This is a genomic window from Streptomyces sp. CB02261, from assembly GCF_001905665.1.
Taxonomy (GTDB): domain Bacteria; phylum Actinomycetota; class Actinomycetes; order Streptomycetales; family Streptomycetaceae; genus Streptomyces.
This window is the reverse complement of sequence record NZ_LIVX01000004.1, coordinates 307,591-328,417: the sequence shown is the minus strand read 5'-3', so window position 1 is coordinate 328,417 and position 20,827 is coordinate 307,591. Positions and strand designations below refer to the sequence as shown.

Here is a 20,827-nt window from a genome sequence, read left to right as displayed (position 1 = left end):
CGACTCTTTCGAGTCGGGACGACAGGATTTGAACCTGCGACCCCTTGACCCCCAGTCAAGTGCGCTACCAAGCTGCGCCACGTCCCGCTGCCCGTCTGACCTGGGGTTTTCCCCTGGCTGGACGCGCATGAGAACAATACCGCACTTTCCCTGGTGGTCACGAACCCTTTCCCGGCGCTCGGAGAGGGGGCGGGCGCCGGTTGCATGGCGTTCACTCTCCGTGACGCGCCCTCGCGCCGGCGGATACGTCCGCGCGCCTCCCGCGGGCGGACGAAAGGGGCGCGCGGAAGGTCCGCGGGCGGGTCCACCTGGGCAGGAAGGGAGAGCGCGGGGCGGCCGGAAAGCCGCCTCCTTGGGGACGAAGGTGCTCATGTGGTAACCCGGCCGCTCTCATGGCCATATGACCGGGGGTTCGTTGCCGTTGGCATGTGGCAGAAAGGCGCCCAGGGGGAATGGACTGCGGATCGGGCCGAGCAGGCCAAGACCACACGAAACACAGTCAGAATCAATCGTCAACCGCTCGGGTTTCGGACAAATCTCGTGGCGATATTGCTCCACCCCGGAAAGATCAACACCATGAAGTGGTCGGCCTGTTCGGGACGGGACCACTGCCGATGCACCACCTGATCGGACGACCGATCAGGCGAATCGCAGGGGAGGGACTCGTATGGACGGCTACTTCAACAGCCGACTGCATCACCAGCTCAGGGAGACGGTCCGTGACTTCGCAGAGCGTGAGGTTCGGCCACGGATAGCCGAGATGGAGGCGTCCCGCACGGTCCACCACGAACTCTCGCGGTTGATCGCCGAACAAGGCTGGCTGGGCGCCACTATCAGCCAGGAGTACGGCGGCATGGGCGCCGGCCATCTGGCCAAGACCATCATCATCGAGGAGCTGTCCCGGGTCAGCGGCGCCATGGGCGCCATGGTCCAGGCCTCGCAGCTGGGCACGGCGAAGATCGTCCACTTCGGCAGCGACGAGCAGCGGAAGACCTGGCTCCCCGTGATCGCCGCCGGCGAGTGCCTGCCCACCATCGCGGTCACCGAGCCCGAGTCCGGCGGTCACGTCCTCGGCATGAGCGCCAGCGCGGTGCGCGACGGGGACGACTACATCCTCAACGGCAGCAAGGTCTTCGTCGGCAACAGCCACGTCGGCGATCTGCACGGCGTCGTGGTCAGGACCGGTCCCGGTTCCAGGGGACTTACGGCTTTCCTGGTCGAATCCGATCGCCCCGGGTTCAGGACCGGTCCCCAGCAGCCCGCCATGGGACTCCACGGTTTCAGCTTCGGCGAGCTCATCTTCGAGAACTGCCGGGTGCCGGCCTCGAACCGGCTCGGTGACGAGGGCGACGGCCTCTCCGTCGCGTACTCCTCCAGCGTGCTCTACGGCCGGGCGAACCTGACCGCGGTCTCGCTCGGCATCCACCAGGCGATCCTGGAGGAGACCACCCGGTTCGCCTCCGAGCGCATCCGGTACGGCAAGCCGCTCCACGACCTTCCCACGGTCAAGCTGAAGCTGGGCCAGATGCAGTCCCGGCTGATGACCGCCCGGCTGGCCGCCTACCACGCGGTGCACCTGCTCGACCAGGGGCAGTCCTGCGACGCCGAGCTGATGAACGCCAAGCTCGTCAACGTCGAGTCGGCGATCGACTCCGGCCGGAACGCCATGGAGATCCACGCCGCCGCCGGCCTCTTCACGGACCGGGCCATCGAGCGCTATGTCCGGGACGCGCACCACATCTTCGCCCCGGCCGGCACCTCCGACATCCAGCTGCTGCGGCTGGCCGAGGTCGCCCTCGGCCAGGACAAGGGCAGTTGGTCGGAGCGGCTGTCCGAGCTGGTCCGTACGCCCGAGCTGGAGCCGGTGCACGCCTGATTCCCCTGGAATGCCGGGAGCCCCGGTACGGCCGCGGCCGTACCGGGGCTCCCGGCATTCCAGGGGAAACGGGTCAGAACATGCCGTCCTCACGACGGTGGATCTGCTCCATCAGCTCGGCGGCCATCGCCTTGATCGTCTCGAGACCGGCGCGCCCCCACGGCCGGACGTCGGTGTCGACGACGCAGATGGTGCCGAGCGCCACTCCGGTGCGGTCGATCAGCGGCGCCCCCATGTAGGAACGGATGCCGATCTCGTCGACGACGGGGTTCCCCGCGAAGCGCGGGTAGTCGCAGACGTCCTCGAGGACGAGCGCCTTGCGCCGCACCACGACGTGCGGGCAGTAGCCGTGGTCACGGGCCATGAAGCGGCCGACGCCGCCGGCGCCCGCGGCGGCCGCACCGAGGTCGCTGCCCGAGTGGGTGCCCTGCGGGGTGTGCAGACCCGCGAAGAACTGCCGGTTCTCGTCGATGAAGTTGACCATCGAGAACGGTGCCCCGGTCACCTCGGCGAGGCGGTGGGCGAACTCGTCGAACGCCGGCTCCGGTCGCTCCCCGAGCCCGAGTTCACGCAGCCGCTGCACACGGGCCGGCGCTTCCTTGTCGACGGGGGTCAGCAGGAGGTGACCGGTCGGGTCGTACGTCATGGCGTGGCTCCATAGCTCGGCACGGTGGCCGGGATGGTGGTGAGCAGATGCTGGACGAGGGTCACCAGGGTGCGGATGCCGGAGCTGGAGATCCGGGCGTCGCAGAGGACGACCGGCACGTCGGGCTTGAGGTCGAGCGCGGCCCGGACCTCGTCCGGTTCGTAGCGGTAGGAGCCGTCGAACTCGTTGACCGCCACGACGAACCGGATGCCCCGTCGCTCGAAGAAGTCCACTGCGGAGAAGCACTCCTGGAGCCTGCGGGTGTCGGCGAGGACGACGGCTCCGAGGGCACCCTCGGAGAGCTCGTCCCACATGAACCAGAAACGTTCCTGGCCGGGGGTGCCGAAGAGGTAGAGCACATGGCGGTCGTCGAGCGTGATGCGGCCGAAGTCCATGGCGACGGTGGTCGTGGTCTTGGACTCCACGCCCTCCAGGCTGTCGGTGGCCGCGCTGACCGAGGTCAGCAGCTCCTCGGTGCTCAGAGGTTCGATCTCGCTGACAGCGCCCACGAGGGTCGTCTTGCCCACGCCGAATCCGCCCGCCACCAGGATCTTGAGCGCGGTGGGGAAGGGATCGGTGGCGAAACTCTCGTGGCGCTCAGAGCCGTTGTCGTAGGCCATCGAGCACTGCCTCCAGCAAGGAACGGTCGGTTGGGTTGGCGTGGAACCGTGGGGCGCGGGCGGTGAGCGCCCCGCAGTCCACGAGGTCGGAGAGCAGGACCTTGGTGACCACGGCCGGGAGCCGTAAGTGCGCCGCGATCTCCGCCACCGAGGTGGGCCCGTCGCACAGCCCGAGGGCCAGGCTGTGCTCGGGGCCCATGTGCGCCTGGGGTGACGAGCCGGTCGCCATCACCATCGACAGCAGGTCCAGCGCGGTGGTCGGCTTGGTCCTGCCGCCGCTGACGGTGTACGGGCGGATCAGCCGCCCTGCCGCGTCGTCGAGCCAGGGCCCTTCCTGGGGGGACGTCACGTTCACTGCCCGATGCCACCCACCGCGCCGGCTGCCTGCCGGGCGGGGGTGACCAGGTACGGCCGGACGCTCTTGACGAGCATCGCCATCTCGTACCCGAGGACCGCGGCGTCCGCCTCGCGCCCGGCGAGGACCGCCAGACAGGTGCCGGATCCCGCGGTGGAGACGAAGAGGAGGGTGGAGTCCAGCTCCACGACCACCTGCCGTACCTCGCCGCCGTCTCCGAACCGGGCGCCCGCGCTCCGGCCGAGCGAGTAGAGCCCGGAGGCGAGGGCCGCCATGTGGTCGGCGGCGTCGGGGTCGAGGCCGTGGACGGACTTGACGAGGCCGTCGGAGGAGAGCAGAACGGCGTTGCGGGTGTAGGGGACCCGCTGGACCAGTCCGCTCAGCAGCCAGTCGAGGTCCGAGGAATGGCCGGTCGGCACATTGCTCGCCATGGTGCATCTACTCCTTGTGCGCGTCGCCGTGACGCAGCGGTTCATGGGGGGCGGGCTGGGATTCGGCGAGACCGATACCGCGCTGGAACGCGGCCATCAAGCCGGGGTCGTGCAGGGTGTGCTCCTCGGGCCTGCGGGCCGCGGGCTCGTCGCGCAGCTGCGGGACGAGGTGCTCCTGGGCGCGCCGCTTGGGGAGCACGGGCCTGCCGTTGGCCTCGGGCGCCGGGGGGAGCGGCGACAGGAAGGAGGCCGGCGGGCCCATGGGTGCGGCGCCGGCCGACGGGGCCGGTACCGCGGGGGTGCGGTCGGAGTCCGCGAACCCGTTCGACGGCTCGCTCGTACGGGGGTAGGCGAGCGGGTCGGCGGCGGGGCTTCCCTGGTGGCGGGTGCTGACCCGCTCCTGGGAGGGTGCGGACTGCTGCGGTACGGGTGCGGTGGGGGCCGCACTCATGGCCACGGGCACGGGCGCCTGGGGGCGGGCCGGTGCCGGGGGCGTCATCGGTGCCGTCAGGGGGGCCGGGGCCGCCGTGGGGGCGGTGACCTCGGGCTGGGACGGCGGGTGCGACGGCGACTGCGTCGTCGGCTGGGGCTGCATCTGTACCTGGTTCGGCGGGACCGCGGCGGAACCGGCGGCCGCGGCTGCCTGGCGCTCGTGCTGGGCGAGTCCTTCGGGGTCGGCGCCGAGAAGGCCCTGCGGGAGCACGAGGACGGCCTGGACCCCGCCGTAGATGTTGGACTGGAGGCGGACGGCGATGCCGTGCCGGCGGGCCAGCGCCGAGACGACGAAGAGGCCGATCCGGCCGTCCTGGAGCAGATGCGCGACGTTGACCTGATCGGGGTCGGCGAGCAGGGCGTTCATCTTGTTCTGCTCGGTGACGGGCATCCCGAGGCCGCGGTCCTCGACCTCGATGGCGAGGCCCGCCGTGACGTACTGCGCGCGGAGCAGCACGGTGGTGTGCGGCGCGGAGAACAGCGTCGCGTTCTCGACGAGTTCGGCGAGGAGGTGGATGACGTCGGCCACGGCATGGCCCCGGAGCGTACCGTCGATCGGCGGCACGAGCTTCACGCGCGGGTACTGCTCGACCTCGGCGATGGAGGAGCGCAGCACCTCGGTCATGGTGACCGGGTTCGACCACTGGCGCCGGGAGATGGCGCCACCGAGCACGGCGAGGTTCTCGGCGTGCCGGCGGATGCGGGTGGCGAGGTGGTCGACGTGGAACAGGCCCTTGAGCAACTCCGGGTCCTCGACCTCGTTCTCCAGCTCGTCGAGGAGCTGGATCTCGCGGTGGACGAGGGACTGCAGGCGGCGGGCGAGGTTGACGAAGACCTCGACCTTCTGTTCGTTCCCGACGCTGCTGGAGAGCCTGGACGCCTGCACGACCGCCGCGACCGCGGCCTCGTGAGAGCGCGTCAGCTCCTGGGAGAGCAGGTCGAACTCGTCGCCGGACGCGGTGCCGGTCGGCAGCGCGGGGCGGGGCGGCAGCCCCTCACCCCTGCGCAACTGTTCGACGACCGTACGCAGTTCGCTCTGGCTGCGGGCGCTGGAGCGGCGCAGGGCGTTGCAGCGGTCGAGCACCGACTTGGCGGCCCTGTCGGCGCCGAGCGCGGCGGCCGTCACGGAGGCGACGGTGAGGGCGGCGGCGCCGGTGAGCGCGGCCCAGAGGCCGGGCGTGGGGGTGGCGCCGGTGGAGCGGATGGTGAAGAGGACGGCCGCGGCCCCGCCGAGTGCCACCGCGATGGCGGGGAGCACGGAGGTGCGCAGGAGTTGGGGGCGTATGCGGGCTTCCGTGATGTGCTGCGCGGACGACTGCGCCGGGGGGTTGCTGTGGGTGCCGGGGGCGGAGCGGGCGCCCGACCGGCCGTGCCGCCCGCCCTCGCGTCGATCTGGCCGCGAGGCGGGTGCGCGAAGTTGAGACATGAGTGTCCTTGGTACGTGCCCGGGAATCGGCGTACTGCGGGGTTGGATCAGGGGGTGGACGACAAGGTTGCGACGAGCCTATCGATGATCACCAACCACACACTGTAGTCGTCAACCGTTCATGTGCGGTGCGCAGTTGGCAAACTTACCCGGAGAGCGGCTCGGTCTGGTATCGCCCGTCGCACGACAGGCCGAGAACCATCGACCGAAAGTCGACGCCGTGGCCTGGACCGGCGGTCGAGGGGGGAACGGAAGAGGGCGGAGACGCTCCCGCGCCTCCGCCCTCGGCGGAAATCGATGCCTACCGGAATCCCCCGGAGGGATACGGTCCCCCGCTGGGTCAGGGGGTGCGCGCCGCCTCCGGCGCACCCAGGCCGCCGTCCTTGCCGGGCTCGTCGGACGCGCGCCCGGCGTCCGCATCGGTGTTCAGGCCCCCGGCCGCGCCCGCCGGCGGCAGGTGACCCTCGGTGAGAACGGGCTCTCGCCAGCCGCCGGCCGGGATCCGGGCGACCGGGCGCCACCAGGGAGTCTCGGGCAGCCGCTCGGCACCCGGCTCGAAGGGCTGGCCCGGGACGGGCAGGGCGACCCGCTGGGAGGCGCCGGCGGCCGCCTCGACGGTGCCCTCCCCCGGCTCGGCCCACGGGTGCGGGGCGAGGTTGAAGGTGCCCCAGTGGATGGGCAGCATCACGCCGGCCGGCCCGCCGCCCTGGAGGTCCAGATGGGCCCGCATGCCCTCCGCCGGAGTCATGTGGATGTCGGGCCAGAACTCCGAGTAGGCGCCGATCTGGATCATGGTGGCGTCGAAGGGGCCGTGGGTCGCGCCGATGTCCTTGAATCCGGAGAAGTATCCGGTGTCGCCGCTGTGGAAGATCCGGTGGGAGGGTCCGGTCACCACCCAGGACGCCCAGAGCGTCATCTGCCGGTTGCGCAGCCCGCGGCCGCAGAAGTGCCGGGCCGGGGTGGCCGTGAGCCGCAGCTCGCCGACCTCGGTGGACTCGTTCCAGTCCAGCTCGCGCAGCCGGGAGGCGGGCACTCCCCAGCGCTCCAGGTGCGCGCCCACGCCGAGGGGCACCGCGAAGAGCGTGTCGGTGGTCGCGAGCGCCTTGATCGTCGGCAGGTCCAGGTGGTCGTAGTGGTCGTGCGAGATCACGACCACGTCGACCGGGCCGAGCGCGGCGAGCGGCACGGGCACCGGGTGGAGCCGCTTGGGCCCGGCGAAGGGGAACGGGGAACAGCGCTCGCCCCAGACGGGGTCGAAGAGGACCCGGTGGCCGTCGATCTCGGCGAGGACGCCGGAGTGGCCCATCCAGGTCAGACGGAGCCCCGTGGCCGGGGGCCTGGCCAGGTCGGCGAGGGTGGTGGGGTGGACGGGGATGCTGCCGGCGGGGGCTCGGCGCGACCGCCCGTCCTTGTCGAAGTAGATCTTGGCGAGCTCGACGCCGGAGCCGGAGGGGCCGCGTCGGGCGGGTTCCGGGTTCTGGAAGATCCCGTCCGCGAAGTTCGGCGAGCGGCGGATGCGGGCGAGGCGCTCGCCCGTGGGGTCCGCGCCGAAGGACTCGGGGCGCAGCGCGCGCAGCCGGGCCCGCGGCGAACGGTCGGAGCCGGTACCGGTCACAGGACCTCCTGATCCATGGGGGTCGTTCCATTATGGGCAACCCGCGCCCCGAACGGTCGGGGCGGCCGGACATACTGAACCGCCATTCAGTACGGCCTTCGGGCCCGCAGCCCTTCTCCGAGGAGACGCACGATGAGTTCCGCCCCCCTGATCTCGGTCGGCTGGACCGACCACGTGACCGGCCACCGAGGCCATCTGGTGGTCGACCGGCTGGTGCGCGGAGTGGCCAGCGGCGGCCTCCGGATGCGGGAGGGATGCACGGCCGAGGAGGTCGCGGGACTCGCCCGGGGCATGACCCTGAAGGAGGCCCTGCACTACGACCCGAGCGCGCGGTACGTGCCGCTGGGCGGCGCCAAGGGCGGCATCGACTGCGACCCGCGCTCCCCCGAGGCGTACGGCGTCCTGGTCCGGTACCTGCGGGCGATGCGGCCGTACGTCGAGCGGTTCTGGACCACCGGCGAGGACCTGGGGCTGACCCAGGACCTGGTCGACCGCGCCGTGGCCGAGGTGGGCCTCGTCTCCTCGGTGCAGGCCGTGTACCCGCTCCTGGACGACGAGGCGACGGCCAGGAGGCGCCTCGCCGACGCCTTCGCGATCGAGGTCGACGACGTCGGGCTCGACGAGCTGGTCGGCGGCCTCGGGGTCGCGGAATCCGTCCTCGTCGCCCTCGACCGGGCCGGCCGGGAGCACGCCGGGACCCGGGTGTCGATGCAGGGGTTCGGCACGATGGGCGCGGCCACCGCCCGGTTCCTCACGCGGGCCGGGCTCCGGGTGGTGGCGGTCGCCGACGTCCGGGGCACGATCGTGAACCCGGACGGCCTCGACGTCGAGGCGCTGCTCGCGGCCCGCGACACCCACGGGACCGTCGACCGCTCCGCGCTCCGGCCCGGCGACCGGGAGGAGCCCGGGGACGCCTGGCTCGCGGCCGAGGCGGAGGTCCTCGTCCCGGCGGCCGTCTCGTACGCCGTCCACGCCGGGAACCAGGGGCGGATCACGGCCCGCTGGATCGCCGAGGCCGCCAACATGCCGGTCCTGCCGGACGCCGAGGAGGCGCTCTCCGCGCGCGGGGTGACCGTGCTGCCCGACGTGGTCGTGAACTCGTGCACGAACGCCTGGTGGTGGTGGACGCTGTTCGGCGACATCGAGGCCGACGCCGACCAGGCCTTCGACCGGGTACGGCGGGCGATGCGGGCGCTCGTCGGCGGGGTGCTCGACCGGGCGGCGGCGGACGGTACGAGCCCACGCGCCGCGGCGCACGCGCTGGCGGAGGAACGGCTGCCGCTGATCGCCGAGCGCTACGGCTGGTACTGACCGGGCGGCGGCGAGTCGGGGTGGGCCCGGCGTGCGCCGGGTGCCCACCGGTCGGCCGTGGACGGGCATGCCCGCGTCACGTGCTGTGTAGGCTGCGCGGCGTGGCGAGAGTGCGGTTGAGCGTGGCCGAGCGGCGGGAGGAGCTGCTGCGGGCCGCCGTCGAGCAGATCGAGGCCCGCGGTGTCGTGGCCGTCCGGATCTCCGACGTGGCCTCCGCGCTCGGGGTGAGCAACGCCCTGGTGCTCTACCACTTCTCGTCCAAGGAACAGCTGGTCGCGGCGGCCTTCGCGCACGCCGCCGAGGCCGACCTCGCCCAGCTGCGACGGATCCTCGGGCGCCGCTCCACCGCGGTGCGACGACTGCGGGCCGCGGTGCGCTGGTACGCGCCGACCGGTCAGGCCAAGGGCTGGCGGCTGTGGATCGAGGGCTGGGCCGCCTCCCTGCGGGACCCGGAGCTGCGCCGGGTCGCCGCCTCCCTCGACCAGGAGTGGAAGGCCGCGCTGACCCGGGTGATCGCGGAGGGGGCCGCCGCCGGGGAGTTCCGCTGCGCGGACCCGACAGCGGCGGCGTGGCGGCTCACCGCCTTCCTCGACGGCCTCGCCGTCCAGACGACGGCCTACGCCGGCTCCCTCTCCCGCACCGCGATGCTCCGCTGGGCGGACGCCGCCCTCCTCCGGGAACTGCACCTGCCGGACGAGATCGCGGACGAGGCCGGGGACGGTGTCGCGGACGCGGACGAGGCCGGGGACGGGATCGCGGACTTGGACGAGGTCGGGGCCAGGGACGAGGTCGCGGGCGGCGCGCCCGGCGACGGCGTTCCGCCGGGGCGGGCCTGAGCGCTCGCGGCCGTCGTCTCGATCAGAGCAGTTCGAAGACGGCCGAGACCGTGACCTGCTCCTCGATCTCGCCCGGGGCCAGCGGAAGGCTCGACTCGGCGGCCGCGATGCCGGGGGCGGCGCCGAGGCCGGGGCGTACGGACTCGCCCTCGCTGAGCGAGACGAGACGGCCGAGACGGTGGCCGCTCAGCCGCGCGTGCTGCGCCGCCTTGTCGTACGCGTCCTGGTAGGCGGCCTCGCGCGCCTTCACCCGCAGCGCCGAGGGGTCGGCGACGTCGAACACGACGCCGTTGATCCGGCCCACGTCCTTCGTGGCGTCGTTCACGGCACCGATGACCTGCCCGGTCCGGTCGATGTCCCGGACCTTCACCGAGAAGGACTGCCCGGCCTGGTACGCCGTCACCTTGTTCTCGCCGGCGGTGTTCTGCGTGTACACCGGGGACAGCGAGAGGCTGTCGGTGCGGACGTCCCGCTCCGCGATGCCCTGCTCGCGCAGCACCCCGAGGAGGGCCTCGGCGGCGGTGTTCTGCGCGGCCATCGCCTCCTTCGCGGTCCCCCCGGTGGCCTCTACCCCGACCGAGAGGATCGCCAGATCGGGCGCGGCGGAGGCCCGGCCGGTGCCGGTGACGGTGACCGTCGCGGGAGTCTCCGCAGGAGCGGCGACGCGCGGGGCCATTCGCGCGGGCGTGGCGGCCAGGGCGGGAGCCGCGGTGCCGGCGAGAAGGCCGCCGAGGACGACGGTGGCGGCGAGCAGACGGGGGGTGCGGGAGGCGCTGGGCCGGCGGATCGTCACGTGCGGTCCCTTCGGTGATGGGTGCCGGGGCTCCGGCGGGCACATCCCAGCACCCGGCGCCGCCGCGTCCCGTACGCCACTCCTGACCGGCCGCCCCCTTCACCTCTCCGTACCAGCCGGACCCTCCCCCGGGCGCGCTCAGGTCTGGACGAGCGGTGCGTACGCGTCGGGGTGCAGCCCGAAGGTCCAGGCGACGCCCTCCCGCGCGGTCCCGGTCGTGGGCGGCACCCGGAGCCAGTACGTGCGGTGGGTGCCGTCCGGCTCGGGCGTGGAGTTGACCACCTCGACCATCACCACGTCCTCGTCGTCGGCCAGCTCGATCCGCCAGAGGACGCCCGTCTCGTCGCGGTGCTCGTGCCGGGCTCCGGAGGCGGTGAGGTACCGCTCGTAGCCGTAGTACTCCAGCATCACGCGCCGCTGTTCGGCGTTCTCCTCCTTCCGTATCCGCTCCGGGGTGAGGCCGGCGAGACCGGCGAGGAAGGCGGCGGGCACGGGCATGCCGCGCCAGGCGTGCAGCGCGAACCCGTCGGCGTAGGCGAGCGCCGGGCCGTCGCCCCGGTCGAGCCGCCCCGCCTCGTCCCGGTGGAGCTCGACCGGGCGCTCGCTGACCACGGCGACGTTCTCGTAGGGCCACCACCAGCCGGACTGCCGGGCCACGGCGGCGAGGCCCGCGAGGCGTTCGCCCTGCCCTTCGAAGGCGGCGAGCCAGGCGGCGTCGTGCTGGCCGAGCACCGCGTCGAGCAGCACGAGCCGCACCACCGTCGCCTCCGGCCCGGCGCCCGACGTGCCGTCGACGCCGGTCTCCGCCCCCGTGGCCGCGGCCGTCACCCCGGCCCGTATCCGGTCGGCGAGGCGTCGGGTGAGGTCCCACAGCGGGGCGCCGGTCGCCTGCCAGTGGGCCGCCCAGCCGGCGGGGCCGAGTTCGTCGTGGAGGCGGCGGCGCTCCTCGGCCCAGGGCCTGGTGCGCACCGCGTCCCGTACCGAACGGCCCTGTCCCGTCAGGCCCCGTACGAGCGTGACGGCGGCGAGCGGCGAGTCGGCCCAGAGCACGCGCGCGGGTTCCGCGAGGCCCGCCGTGCGGTAGGCGAGCCGGATGCCCGCCTCGGCGGCGGCGCGGTCGGCGGGCCCGGTGGCCGCGGCGACGGACCGCCATGTGTCCTGTGCGGTGGTGTGGTTCATGTCGCTGTCCCCCAGTCTCTTCCGGTCAGTCCGCGACGATCCGGTACGCGCCGGGCACGTACTCCCGCTGGCGCACCACCCGGTACCAGCCCTTGGGCAGCGGTATCGGGGCGTGCTCCTCGTGCACCACCCGACCGCCCTCGGGGAGTTCGAGCAGGAGCGGGCCGAAGGGCCCCGGCTCCCGCACGAGCCGGCCGGGGCCGGGGATCGCGTGGGCGTGTCCGGTGACCTCGCCGAGGGCGAGGACCAGGCGCCCCCGGGCGTCCCTCGGCTCCCCCGCCGCCGTCCTCGCCCGCCGCGGAACGGCCGTCTCCTCGACGGGCGCGATCAGTACGTCTCCCTGCCGGTACATGGCTCTGCCCTCCCCGTCCGGCGCGGTCGGCCGGCACGGGAACGACGCTAGAGGGCGGGTCTGACAATCGGCCCCGGCCCGGCGGCCACCCGCGCCACGGCCGCCCGCGACGGCCCGGGACCGACCCGGCGGGCGGCGTTGTCGGTGCCGCTTGGTAGAACTCTGGCATCAGCCGATCCACGCCAGTCCGTCGTCCGGGAGCGCAGTCATGACCGTTGGCCACTACATGCGGGAATTCCACGACCTGCCCGTGTTCGACTTCCCGGCCGAGGACGCGCGGGTCGAGCTGCCCGACGCGGCCGCCGTCGCCTGGCGGATCTCCACGGCGACCTACTGCGACCCCGGGGACGAGCAGTGGGGGCCGCTCTTCGAGCGGTTCCTGAAGACGGTGGACGCGGGACGGGTGCGCGCGCTGGTCGTGGGCGGCTGGGACGAGGCGTACGACACCTCGTCGGCCGCCATCGTCACGGCGCTCATCGGGGCCAACGACCGGCTCACCGCTCTGGAGGCGGTGTTCCTCGGGGACATGCTCTCCGAGGACTGCGAGATCTCGTGGATCGTCCAGTCCGATGTGACGCCGCTGCTCGCGGCGTACCCGGCGCTGCGCGAGTTCGGGGTGCGCGGGGGCACGGGCCTGGTGTTCCCTCCCGTCCGGCACACGGGGCTGGAGACCCTCGTGGTGGAGGCGGGCGGTCTGGGTGCCGAGGTGGTGCGGGGCATCACCGGCAGCGACCTGCCCGCCCTGGAGAACCTGGAACTCTGGCTCGGCACCGACGAGTACGGCGGCGACAGCACTCCGGAGGACCTGGCGCCGCTGCTGTCGGGCTCGGCGTTCCCCGCGCTGCGCAGCCTCGGCCTGTGCAACAGCGTGATCCAGGACGCCGTCGCCGCCGCCGTGGCGGGAGCCCCGGTCGTCGCGCGGATCGAGCGGCTCGACCTGTCCATGGGCGTGCTCACCGACGAGGGCGCGGCGGCCCTGCTCGACGGACAGCCGCTGACCCACCTGGCCCACCTCGACCTCTCCCACCACTACCTGTCGGAGGCCATGCAGGAGCGGGTGCGCGCCGCGCTCGAACCGCACGGTGTGGCCCTCGTCCTCGGCGATGCCGAGGAGCCCGACGCGTACGACGGCGAGGTCTACCGGTACGTCGCGGTCGCCGAATGACCGCGGCCCCGCGTCTCGTCGTCGTCGGCGCTCCGTCGGGCCGCCGTGTCGCGTTCTTCCAGGACGCGCTGCGGACCGCCGGGCTGCCCGAGGCGCGGGTGGTGTCCTGGTCCGATGTGCTGCGCGGCGGCGCGCGGTTCACTGCGGGTGAGACCGTGCGTCTGGACTCGCCCGGCGAGGACCCCGAGGCCGACAGGCTGCTCCGGGGCGTCGACGATCCGTCCCGGGTCGAGGGCTCCGGCCGCTGGTACGAGCGGTTCGTCGCGGCCGTGGCGGGTCTCGCCGGGACGGTCGCCGAGGCGGGCGCCGCGCTCGTCGACGATCCCGCCGAACTGGCGTACCTGTTCGACAAGCGGCTGAGCCACGGTCTGCTGCGCGCGGCGGGCGTCCCGGTGCCCGACTCCCCGACCTCCGGGCCGTCCGCGCCGGTGGTGCGCGGCTGGGAGGACGTCCGCTCGCTGACCGCCGAGGCCGGTCTGCGCCGGTTCTTCGTGAAGCTCGCGCACGGTTCCTCCGCGTCGGGGGTGCTCGCCGTGGAGAGCGACGGCGCGGGCCGGGTCCAGGCCACCACCTCGGTGGAGCGCGGACCGGGCGGGCGCCTCCACAACTCCCTGCGGGTGCGGCGGTACACGGGCGAGCCCGAGGTCGCCGCGCTCGTGGACGCCCTCGCGCCCGACGGTCTGCACGTCGAGCGCTGGCTGCCCAAGGCCTCCCAGGACGGCCGGGCGGCCGATCTGCGAGTGGTGGTGATCGACGGACGAGCCACCCACGCCGTGCTCCGCACCAGCCGCTCCCCCATGACCAATCTGCATCTGGGCGGGGTCCGGGGCGATCTGGACGCGGCCCGGGCCGCGATCAGCGCGGCGGGCGGGCGGTGGTCCGACGCGCTCGACGTGTGCGAGCGGGCCGCCGCCGTGTTCCCCGGCACCCGGTGCGTCGGCGTCGATCTGCTACCGGCCACGGGCTGGCGCCGCTTCGCCGTCGCCGAGGTCAACGCCTTCGGTGATCTGCTGCCGGGCCTCACGGGCCTGCCCGGCAGTGGCGCCGAGGGCCTCGATACGTACGCGGCGCAGGTCGCCGCGCAGTTCCCCGGGACCCTGACGCCCCCGCCGCCCGGCCCTACCCTCCGCAGCACAGGAACGAGCACCACGTGAACCAGCAGCCCGACATGAACGCGATCGTCGGCAGCCACGACCTGCTTCTGGTCACCCTCGACACGCTGCGGTACGACGTGGCGGTGGAGCTGGCGGCCGAGGGCCGCATCCCGAACCTGGCCCGTCATCTGCCCGGTGGTGTCTGGGAGCGGCGACACGCCCCGGGCAGCTTCACCTACGCCTCCCATCAGGCGATCTTCGCGGGCTTCCTGCCGACCCCGGCCGCGCCCGGGCCCCACCCACGCCTGTTCGCGGCCCGGTTCGCGGGCAGCGAGTCGACCGCCGGCGGCACCTTCGTCCACGAGACCCCCGACCTGGTGTCGGCCCTCGCCGGCGAGGGCTACCGGACGGTCTGCATCGGCGGCGTCGGTTTCTTCGACAAGCAGCCGCCCCTCGGCGCCGTGCTGCCCGGACTGTTCCAGGAGAGCCACTGGGAGCCCGCCTTCGGCGTCGCCTCGCCCACCTCCTTCGCGTCGCAGGTCGCGCGGGCGGAGGAGGTCGTGGCCGGGCTGCCCCACGGGCGCCGGCTCTTCCTCTTCGTCAACGTGTCGGCCCTGCACCAGCCCAACTGGTTCCATCTGCCGGGGGCGACCCGTGAGGCGGGTGACTCCCGGGCCACCCACGCGGCGGCCCTGGAGTACGTCGACCGGCACATCGGCCGGCTCTTCGCCGCGATGAGCAGCCGTCGTCCCTGCTTCGCGATCGTCTGCTCCGACCACGGCACCGCGTACGGGGAGGACGGACACACCGGGCACCGGATCGGTCACGAGGTCGTGTGGACCGTCCCGTACGCGCAGTTCGTGCTGGCGGGCCCGGAGCGGGAGGTCCAGGCGTGAGCGACGTCATCCGCCCGTACCGCAGCTACGTCTACGCGTACCCGCACAAGACAGCCTACCGCCCGCTTCCCGAGCGCCCTGAGCTGGTCGCGCTCTGGGCCGGGGAGCCGAAGGACGCGCTCTCCCTCTACGCGCACATACCGTTCTGCGAGGTCCGCTGCGGCTTCTGCAACCTGTTCACCCGGATCGGCGCCCCCGACGAGCTGACAGGCCGCTACCTCGACGCCCTCGACCGTCAGGCCACCGCCGTGCGCGAGGCCCTCGGGAACGAGGCGCCGGTGCGGTTCGCGACGGCCGCGTTCGGCGGGGGTACGCCCACCTTCCTCACGGCCGACGAGCTGGAGCGGCTCTGCGACATCGCCGAGAAGCGGACGGGGGTCGATCTCCGGGCGGTGCCGCTGTCGGTGGAGACCTCGCCCGCGACGGCGACCGCCGACCGCCTCGCGGTCCTCGCCGAGCGGGGCGCGACCCGGCTGAGCATCGGGGTGCAGAGCTTCGTGGACGCCGAGGCGCGGGCGGCCGTCCGGCCGCAGCGGCGGGCGGACGTCGAGGCGGCGCTCGGCCGCATCCGGGACACGGGCGTCCCGGTGCTCAACATCGACCTGATCTACGGGATCGACGGTCAGACCGAGCGGTCCTGGCGCTCCTCGCTCGACGCGGCTCTCGCCTGGCGGCCCGAGGAGCTGTACCTGTACCCGCTGTACGTGCGTCCCCTCACCGGTCTCGGCCGGATCTCCCCCGCCGACCGGAGACGGGCCGACCGGGAGTGGGACGAGCAGCGGCTGCGGCTGTACCGGCACGGCCGGGACCATCTCCTCGCGCACGGATACGAGCAGGTGTCCATGCGGATGTTCCGGCGGGCGGACGCCCCGCCGCTGGGCCCCGACGACCACGCCTGCCAGACGGACGGGATGATCGGCCTGGGCTGCGGGGCCCGTTCGTACACCTCGGCCCTCCACTACTCGTTCGACTACGCGGTCGACATGAGGGAGATCCGCTCGATCATCGACTCGTACACGGAGACCACCGACTTCTCGCGGGTGGAGGTGGGCCGGTGGGTGGACGCCGGGGAGGCCCGCCGCCGTCATCTGCTGCAGTCGCTGCTCCAGGCGGAGGGCATGCCGGTCGCGGGGTACGAGGAGCGGTTCGGGTCCTCGCCGTTCGCGGACTTCCCCGAGGAACTGGGCCGGTTCGAGTCCTTCGGCTGGCTGGACCCGGAGGCGCCCGAGGGGCTCCTGCGGCTCTCGCCGGAGGGACTGTCGTACTCGGACGGACTCGGTCCCGAGCTGTTCTCCCCCTCGGTGCGGGCCGCGATGGCCGCGTACGAGCCGAAGTAGGGACGGGGATGGAGCCGACCGCTGCCGCGGGCATGGATCTGACGCTGCTCTACCGGGGGCCGCTGTCGTCCTGCGACTTCGACTGCCCGTACTGCCCCTTCGCCAAGCGCCGGGACAGCCGTGAGCAGTTGCGGGCGGACCGGGCCGCCCTCGACCGGTTCACCGGGTGGGCCGCCGGGCAGACCGGTGACCGGCTGCGGATCCTCTTCACGCCGTGGGGCGAGGGCCTGGTGCGCTCCTGGTACCGGCGGGCGCTGGTCGACCTGTCCCGGCTTCCGCAGGTCGAGCGGGTGGCGATCCAGACCAATCTGAGCTGCCGGACCGAGTGGCTGGCGGAGGCGGACCCGGAGCGGGTCGCGCTCTGGTGCACGTACCACCCCGGGCAGACGCCGTACGAGCGCTTCCTCGCCAAGTGCGGGGAACTGACGGAGCGGGGCGTCCGGTTCAGTGTCGGCGTGGTCGGTCTGCCCGAGCACACGGAGCACGCCCGGCGGCTGCGGGCCGAGCTGCCGCCGCACGTCTACCTCTGGGTGAACGCGGCGGAGGGGCACACGTACACCGACGCGGAGGCGGGGATGTGGACGGCGATCGATCCGCTGTTCCCGTACAGCCGCCATCCGCACCGCTCGGCCGGGCTTCCCTGCCGGACCGGGGAGTCGGTGATCTCGGTGGACGGCGAGGGGACGGTGCGGCGCTGTCACTTCGTCAAGGCCGAGCTGGGGAACCTGTACGACGGTTCGTACCGGGCCGCGCTGCGTCCCCGGGCCTGTCCCCTGGCCGTCTGCGACTGCCACATCGGCTATGTGCACCTGGAGACGCTGCCGCTGTACGACGTGTTCGCCGGCGGGGTCCTGGAGCGGATCCCGGCCGGCGGCCCGTCGCTCCTCAGAGGGGCATGAGGTCGGGGCGCTTGGCCGCGACGTGGTCGCCGGAGCTCTCGCCGCGCAGCCGGCGTCCGATCCACGGCACGAGGTACTCCTTCGCCCAGTTGATGTCGTCGCGGCGTACCTCCAGCGTGCCGCGCGGGGGTACCGGCGGCCAGGCCTGGTCCGGGTCGGCCGGCACCGGCAGGCCGAGGACCTGGGCGGCGCGGAGGGCGACCCGGGTGTGCCCCTCGGCGGAGAGGTGCAGCCGGTCGCTGTCCCAGGCGCGCCGGTCCTGCACCGACCTGAGGGACCACAGGTCGAGGACCGGGCAGTCGTAGCGGTCGGCGATGGCCCGGACGTGGGCGGTGTAGGTGGCGATCTTGCCGCGCAGGTGCCTGAGCACGGGCACGTCACGGGTGTCGAAGCCGGTGGTCACCATGACGGTGCCGACGGCGGAGGTCAGTTCGGCGACGGCGCGCTCGAAGCGCTCGGCCACGTCGTCGGGGTCCGTGCCGGGGCGGATGATGTCGTTGCCGCCGGCGCAGAAGGTCACCAGGTCGGGGGCGAGTTCCTTCGCCCGGGGGACCTGTTCCGCCACGATCTGGTCGAGGAGGCGCCCGCGTACGGCCAGGTTGGCGTAGCGGAAGGCGTCGTGCTCCGGCAGCTGGTCGGCGAGCAGGACCGCGAAGCGGTCCGCCCAGCCGACGTACGTCCCGTCGGGGCCGGGGTCTCCGACGCCCTCGGTGAAGCTGTCACCGATCGCCGCGTACGACCCGAATGCGTTCTTGTCTCTTGATCTCGAATCGTCTGCCACGGGACCACATCCTTCCTTTCGGGGTGTGACCTACGCGACCGTAAGGAGGGGTTGACGCCGGGTGACATATGCCACCGATAAAGAATTTGCCAAGCCGGAATAGAGGGGGGACGCGCGCGTGGCCCGGCACAGGAGTGCCGGGCCACGCGGGAGTTGACGCGTCAGATGGAGACGCCGTGCTGGCGCAGGTAGCCCAGCGGGTCGATGTCGGAGCCGTAGCTCGGGGAGGTGCGGATCTCGAAGTGCAGGTGCGGGCCGGTGGAGTTGCCGGTGGAGCCGGAGAGGCCGATCTGCTGACCCCCGCTGACCGTCTGGCCGGAGGAGACGGAGAGGGACGAGAGGTGGGCGTACTGCGAGTAGTTGCCGTCGGCGTGCTGGATGACGACCTCGTTGCCGTAGGCGCCGCTGTAGCCGGCCGAGACGACCGTGCCGGCGCCGACGGCGCGGACGGTGGTACCGGAGGAGGCGATGAAGTCGGCACCGGTGTGGTAGCCGGAGGACCACATGGAGCCGGAGGCGCGGTACGGGGTGGAGACGCCGCCGTCGACCGGGGCGACCCAGCCGGAGGAGGAGGCCGAGGTGCCGGAGTCGGTGGACTGCGCAGAGGAGCCGGAGTCGGCGGCCGGGGCCGCGGGGGCCGGGGCGTCGACGCGGTCGCCGCCACGGGAGGCCCGCGGGGTGTCGCCGTTCTTCGAGGAGGTCGTGGCGCTCTCGGGGGCGGCCTTGGCCTTGGCCTTGGGCGCGGCGCTCTTGGGGGCGGCGGCCTTGGCGGTGTTCTTGGCGCCGAGCGTGAGCTTCATGCCGGGCAGGATGAGCGAGGGGTCCCCGCCCACGACCTGGCGGTTGTCGGCGTAGAGCTTCTGCCAGCCGCCGGCGAGGTGGTGGTCGGCGGCGATCTTCGACAGGTAGTCGCCGGGCACGACGGAGTACGTCTTCGGCGCGGCCTTGGCGGCGGGCGCGGCCTGGACGGCGGCGGGGGCCTTCACCAGGGCGGCGGCGGTGACGGCCTGCGCGGGGGCGGCGGCCGGGGTGGCGGCGTGGGCGCCGGTGGCTCCGAGGAGCGGGAGGGCGACGACGGCGCCTCCCGTACCGGCGGCGGCGATGCCGCGGGTCAGGCGGTTGGTCTTGGTGCGGCGGTGCTTACCCGTTGCGGGCATGGCGAATTCCTCTCCGGCGCCTGCGAGGTGAGCTGTCGGGTTCGGACTGGAGATGCCCGGCCGCGCTGTCGCGCGGCTTCACCCCTAGCCGTCCTGCGTCGCGGGACCGGCGTACTTCCTGGGTCCCCCGCTCCTGCCACACATGGGATGAGTGGGAATTCCGGACGGTGGCAGGATTCGGCGGTCCGACCGGATTGACGGTGACGCTAGACGAGCGGGGTCGGCACGAACAAGCCACTGTTTTCCACCGGCTTTCCAGACCTCCCTTTTCCGCCGGAATTCCGGTCACCCTCCGTGGATGACGGTCCCGAGATGTCCTTTTCACGTACGGCATTTGGTCCGGGCGGTCGGCCACGATCCGTCACCTTTATGACCCTGCTCACGCGCCGATACCCATCTCGCCTGTAAACAGGGCGCGTTATACGGAAGGCCCTAATTCGGACAGATCACCCATTCCCGTCCAGGGGGGTGCGCCGACACCGTCCCGCCTGGATGATTGCCCCTGGAACCGATCTCGCTTCGGGCACCCGACCGTCGACCATCAGGAGCATCCGTGACGCAGCAGCTGCCGCAGGTCCCGCCCATCGAAATGACCGAGCCCGAGCTGGCCGGGGTCCGCAACTTCCGGGACGTGGGCGGCCTGCCGACGACGGACGGGCGCGCCGTCCGCGCCGGGCGCCTCTTCCGCAGCGGTCACCTCGCGCACGCGACCGCGGCGGACGCCGCCTTCCTCGACTCGCTGGGACTGCACACCGTCTTCGACTTCCGGAACCAGGCCGACCGGAAGGTCGAGGGCGCCGACGTCGAGCTGCCCGGCGTGCGGAACGTGAACATACCGCTCAACGATCCGGCGGACGGCAAGGAGTTCTGGAAGCTGGTCCGCGGTGGTGACATCGCCCAGCTGCGGGAGATCCTGGGCGACGGCAAGGCGGCCGCCAATATGTCCGACTCGTACCGGAAGATGGTGGTCGAGCGGACCGCGGAGCACAGCCGGATCCTGCACGCCATGGCGGAGGACAGCCTCCCCGCCCTGATGCACTGCGCGGCCGGCAAGGACCGCGCCGGGCTCTCCATCGCGATCACCCTGCTCGCCCTCGGGGTCGAGCGGGCGGCGATCGAGGCCGACTACGTGAAGTCGAACGAGCCGCACCGCCGCTACAAGGTGCGCCGCAGCTCCACCGCCCCGGACGCCATGTCGCCCGAGGTGATGGAGCTGCTGGGCCCGCTCTTCGACGCGCGGGTGGAGTATCTGCGGGGCGCCTTCGAGACGATCGAGGCGACCTGGGGTTCCGTGGACGCCTACCTCGCGCAGGGCCTGAAGCTCGCCCCGGAGACCCGGGAGCGCCTGCGGGAGCGTCTGCTCACCGAGGCGTGACCCCGCCGCCTACTGGTTCTGGCCGCCGAGCACGAACAGCAGGTAGAGGAAGCCGGCGAAGAGGTGGCCTGCGATCAGATAGGCGAAGAGGCGGAGGACCAGCCCCTTGGGGAACTTGCCCTCTCCGCGCTCCTCACCGGTGACCGGTCGTGACTTGTCGGGCATATCGGTCCTTTCGGAAGGACGTCGGG

The 20,827-nt window shown here is 72.8% G+C and carries 20 protein-coding genes, 1 tRNA gene, 1 pseudogene and 1 riboswitch; of the genes and pseudogenes, 9 read left to right on the top strand and 13 right to left on the bottom strand.

Translation table 11 applies throughout. The features are described from left to right. Nucleotides 1-13 precede the first annotated feature (13 nt). Nucleotides 14-87 (bottom strand) — tRNA-Pro (locus AMK29_RS14920). A 580-nt stretch (nt 88-667) separates the two neighbouring features. Here AMK29_RS14920 and AMK29_RS14915 point away from each other — a divergent pair. Further along, on the top strand, nt 668-1,876 hold the full coding sequence (locus AMK29_RS14915; protein WP_073812846.1) for an acyl-CoA dehydrogenase family protein: 1,209 nt from the start codon (nt 668-670) through the stop codon (nt 1,874-1,876). 73 nt (nt 1,877-1,949) lie between these two features. On the opposite strand, the gene AMK29_RS14910 is transcribed toward AMK29_RS14915, so the two are convergent. The 6 genes from AMK29_RS14910 to AMK29_RS14885 all read right to left on the bottom strand — a co-directional run bounded on the left by AMK29_RS14910 (nt 1,950) and on the right by AMK29_RS14885 (nt 7,461). Continuing rightward, entirely contained in the window at nt 1,950-2,522 is a 573-nt protein-coding gene (locus AMK29_RS14910) for a GAF domain-containing protein (RefSeq protein WP_073812843.1), read from the bottom strand. Next, nucleotides 2,519-3,142 (bottom strand): GTP-binding protein, encoded by a 624-nt coding sequence (locus AMK29_RS14905; RefSeq protein ID WP_073812836.1) that lies wholly within the window; start codon nt 3,140-3,142, stop codon nt 2,519-2,521. Before AMK29_RS14905 ends, AMK29_RS14910 begins: the two co-directional genes overlap by 4 nt. After that, nucleotides 3,120-3,491, bottom strand: a complete 372-nt coding sequence (locus AMK29_RS14900) for a DUF742 domain-containing protein (RefSeq protein WP_073812833.1) — start codon at nt 3,489-3,491, stop codon at nt 3,120-3,122. Before AMK29_RS14900 ends, AMK29_RS14905 begins: the two co-directional genes overlap by 23 nt. A 2-nt stretch (nt 3,492-3,493) precedes the next feature. Beyond that, nucleotides 3,494-3,928 (bottom strand): roadblock/LC7 domain-containing protein, encoded by a 435-nt coding sequence (locus AMK29_RS14895; protein WP_030313740.1) that lies wholly within the window; start codon nt 3,926-3,928, stop codon nt 3,494-3,496. Between the two features lie 7 nt (nt 3,929-3,935). Beyond that, entirely contained in the window at nt 3,936-5,846 is a 1,911-nt protein-coding gene (locus AMK29_RS14890; RefSeq protein ID WP_073812830.1) for an ATP-binding protein, read from the bottom strand. A 340-nt stretch (nt 5,847-6,186) separates the two neighbouring features. Then, nucleotides 6,187-7,461, bottom strand: coding sequence for an MBL fold metallo-hydrolase (locus AMK29_RS14885; protein WP_073812827.1), 1,275 nt, complete (start codon nt 7,459-7,461; stop codon nt 6,187-6,189). Between the two features lie 132 nt (nt 7,462-7,593). Between AMK29_RS14885 and AMK29_RS14880 the strand changes: the two genes are divergently transcribed. Both AMK29_RS14880 and AMK29_RS14875 read left to right on the top strand, forming a co-directional pair. Then, the gene (locus AMK29_RS14880) at nt 7,594-8,772 is read left to right on the top strand and encodes a Glu/Leu/Phe/Val dehydrogenase dimerization domain-containing protein (protein ID WP_073812825.1); all 1,179 of its coding nucleotides are present in this window, start codon (nt 7,594-7,596) and stop codon (nt 8,770-8,772) included. A gap of 101 nt (nt 8,773-8,873) precedes the next feature. After that, a pseudogene (locus AMK29_RS14875) lies at nt 8,874-9,473 on the top strand (TetR/AcrR family transcriptional regulator); the annotation flags it as partial. Between the two features lie 157 nt (nt 9,474-9,630). Here the strand turns inward: AMK29_RS14875 and AMK29_RS14870 are convergent. The 3 genes from AMK29_RS14870 to AMK29_RS14860 form a co-directional block, all read right to left on the bottom strand. Beyond that, a complete protein-coding gene (locus AMK29_RS14870) occupies nt 9,631-10,401 on the bottom strand; it encodes an SIMPL domain-containing protein (RefSeq protein ID WP_073812822.1) in 771 nt (256 codons plus the stop codon). A 138-nt stretch (nt 10,402-10,539) separates the two neighbouring features. Next, the gene (locus AMK29_RS14865) at nt 10,540-11,580 is read right to left on the bottom strand and encodes a DUF6745 domain-containing protein (RefSeq protein WP_073812819.1); all 1,041 of its coding nucleotides are present in this window, start codon (nt 11,578-11,580) and stop codon (nt 10,540-10,542) included. 25 nt (nt 11,581-11,605) lie between these two features. Next, nucleotides 11,606-11,932, bottom strand: a complete 327-nt coding sequence (locus AMK29_RS14860) for a hypothetical protein (RefSeq protein WP_073812816.1) — start codon at nt 11,930-11,932, stop codon at nt 11,606-11,608. A gap of 208 nt (nt 11,933-12,140) precedes the next feature. On the opposite strand from AMK29_RS14860, the gene AMK29_RS14855 reads away from it, so the two are divergent. From AMK29_RS14855 to AMK29_RS14835, 5 genes are read left to right on the top strand one after another with little or no spacing between them, the layout of a single operon-like run. Continuing rightward, nucleotides 12,141-13,097 (top strand): STM4015 family protein, encoded by a 957-nt coding sequence (locus tag AMK29_RS14855; protein WP_073812813.1) that lies wholly within the window; start codon nt 12,141-12,143, stop codon nt 13,095-13,097. Continuing rightward, nucleotides 13,094-14,251: an STM4014 family protein gene (locus AMK29_RS14850; RefSeq protein WP_073812811.1), complete on the top strand. Its 1,158-nt coding sequence runs from the start codon at nt 13,094-13,096 to the stop codon at nt 14,249-14,251. Before AMK29_RS14855 ends, AMK29_RS14850 begins: the two co-directional genes overlap by 4 nt. A 14-nt stretch (nt 14,252-14,265) precedes the next feature. Next, entirely contained in the window at nt 14,266-15,087 is an 822-nt protein-coding gene (locus AMK29_RS14845; protein ID WP_073813811.1) for an STM4013/SEN3800 family hydrolase, read from the top strand. Then, on the top strand, nt 15,084-16,424 hold the full coding sequence (locus AMK29_RS14840; RefSeq protein ID WP_073812809.1) for an STM4012 family radical SAM protein: 1,341 nt from the start codon (nt 15,084-15,086) through the stop codon (nt 16,422-16,424). The genes AMK29_RS14845 and AMK29_RS14840 overlap by 4 nt, the downstream gene beginning before the upstream one ends. Before the next feature lie 32 nt (nt 16,425-16,456). Then, a complete protein-coding gene (locus AMK29_RS14835; protein WP_073813809.1) occupies nt 16,457-17,323 on the top strand; it encodes an STM4011 family radical SAM protein in 867 nt (288 codons plus the stop codon). On the opposite strand, the gene AMK29_RS14830 is transcribed toward AMK29_RS14835, so the two are convergent. Together AMK29_RS14830 and AMK29_RS14825 are read right to left on the bottom strand one after the other, a co-directional pair. Further along, entirely contained in the window at nt 17,310-18,104 is a 795-nt protein-coding gene (locus AMK29_RS14830) for an SGNH/GDSL hydrolase family protein (protein ID WP_073812807.1), read from the bottom strand. The two genes, AMK29_RS14835 and AMK29_RS14830, sit on opposite strands and share 14 nt — an antisense overlap. 161 nt (nt 18,105-18,265) lie before the next feature. Further along, on the bottom strand, nt 18,266-19,261 hold the full coding sequence (locus AMK29_RS14825; RefSeq protein WP_073812805.1) for a M23 family metallopeptidase: 996 nt from the start codon (nt 19,259-19,261) through the stop codon (nt 18,266-18,268). 4 nt (nt 19,262-19,265) lie between these two features. After that, a riboswitch (cyclic di-AMP (ydaO/yuaA leader) is annotated at nt 19,266-19,425 on the bottom strand. Between the two features lie 389 nt (nt 19,426-19,814). On the opposite strand from AMK29_RS14825, the gene AMK29_RS14820 reads away from it, so the two are divergent. Further along, nucleotides 19,815-20,636, top strand: a complete 822-nt coding sequence (locus AMK29_RS14820) for a tyrosine-protein phosphatase (protein WP_073812803.1) — start codon at nt 19,815-19,817, stop codon at nt 20,634-20,636. 9 nt (nt 20,637-20,645) lie between these two features. Here the strand turns inward: AMK29_RS14820 and AMK29_RS36685 are convergent, their stop codons facing one another. Further along, nucleotides 20,646-20,801 carry a DUF6126 family protein gene (locus AMK29_RS36685; RefSeq protein ID WP_198942244.1) on the bottom strand — a complete coding sequence of 52 codons (156 nt, stop codon included), beginning with the start codon at nt 20,799-20,801 and terminating at the stop codon, nt 20,646-20,648. Nucleotides 20,802-20,827 lie beyond the last annotated feature (26 nt).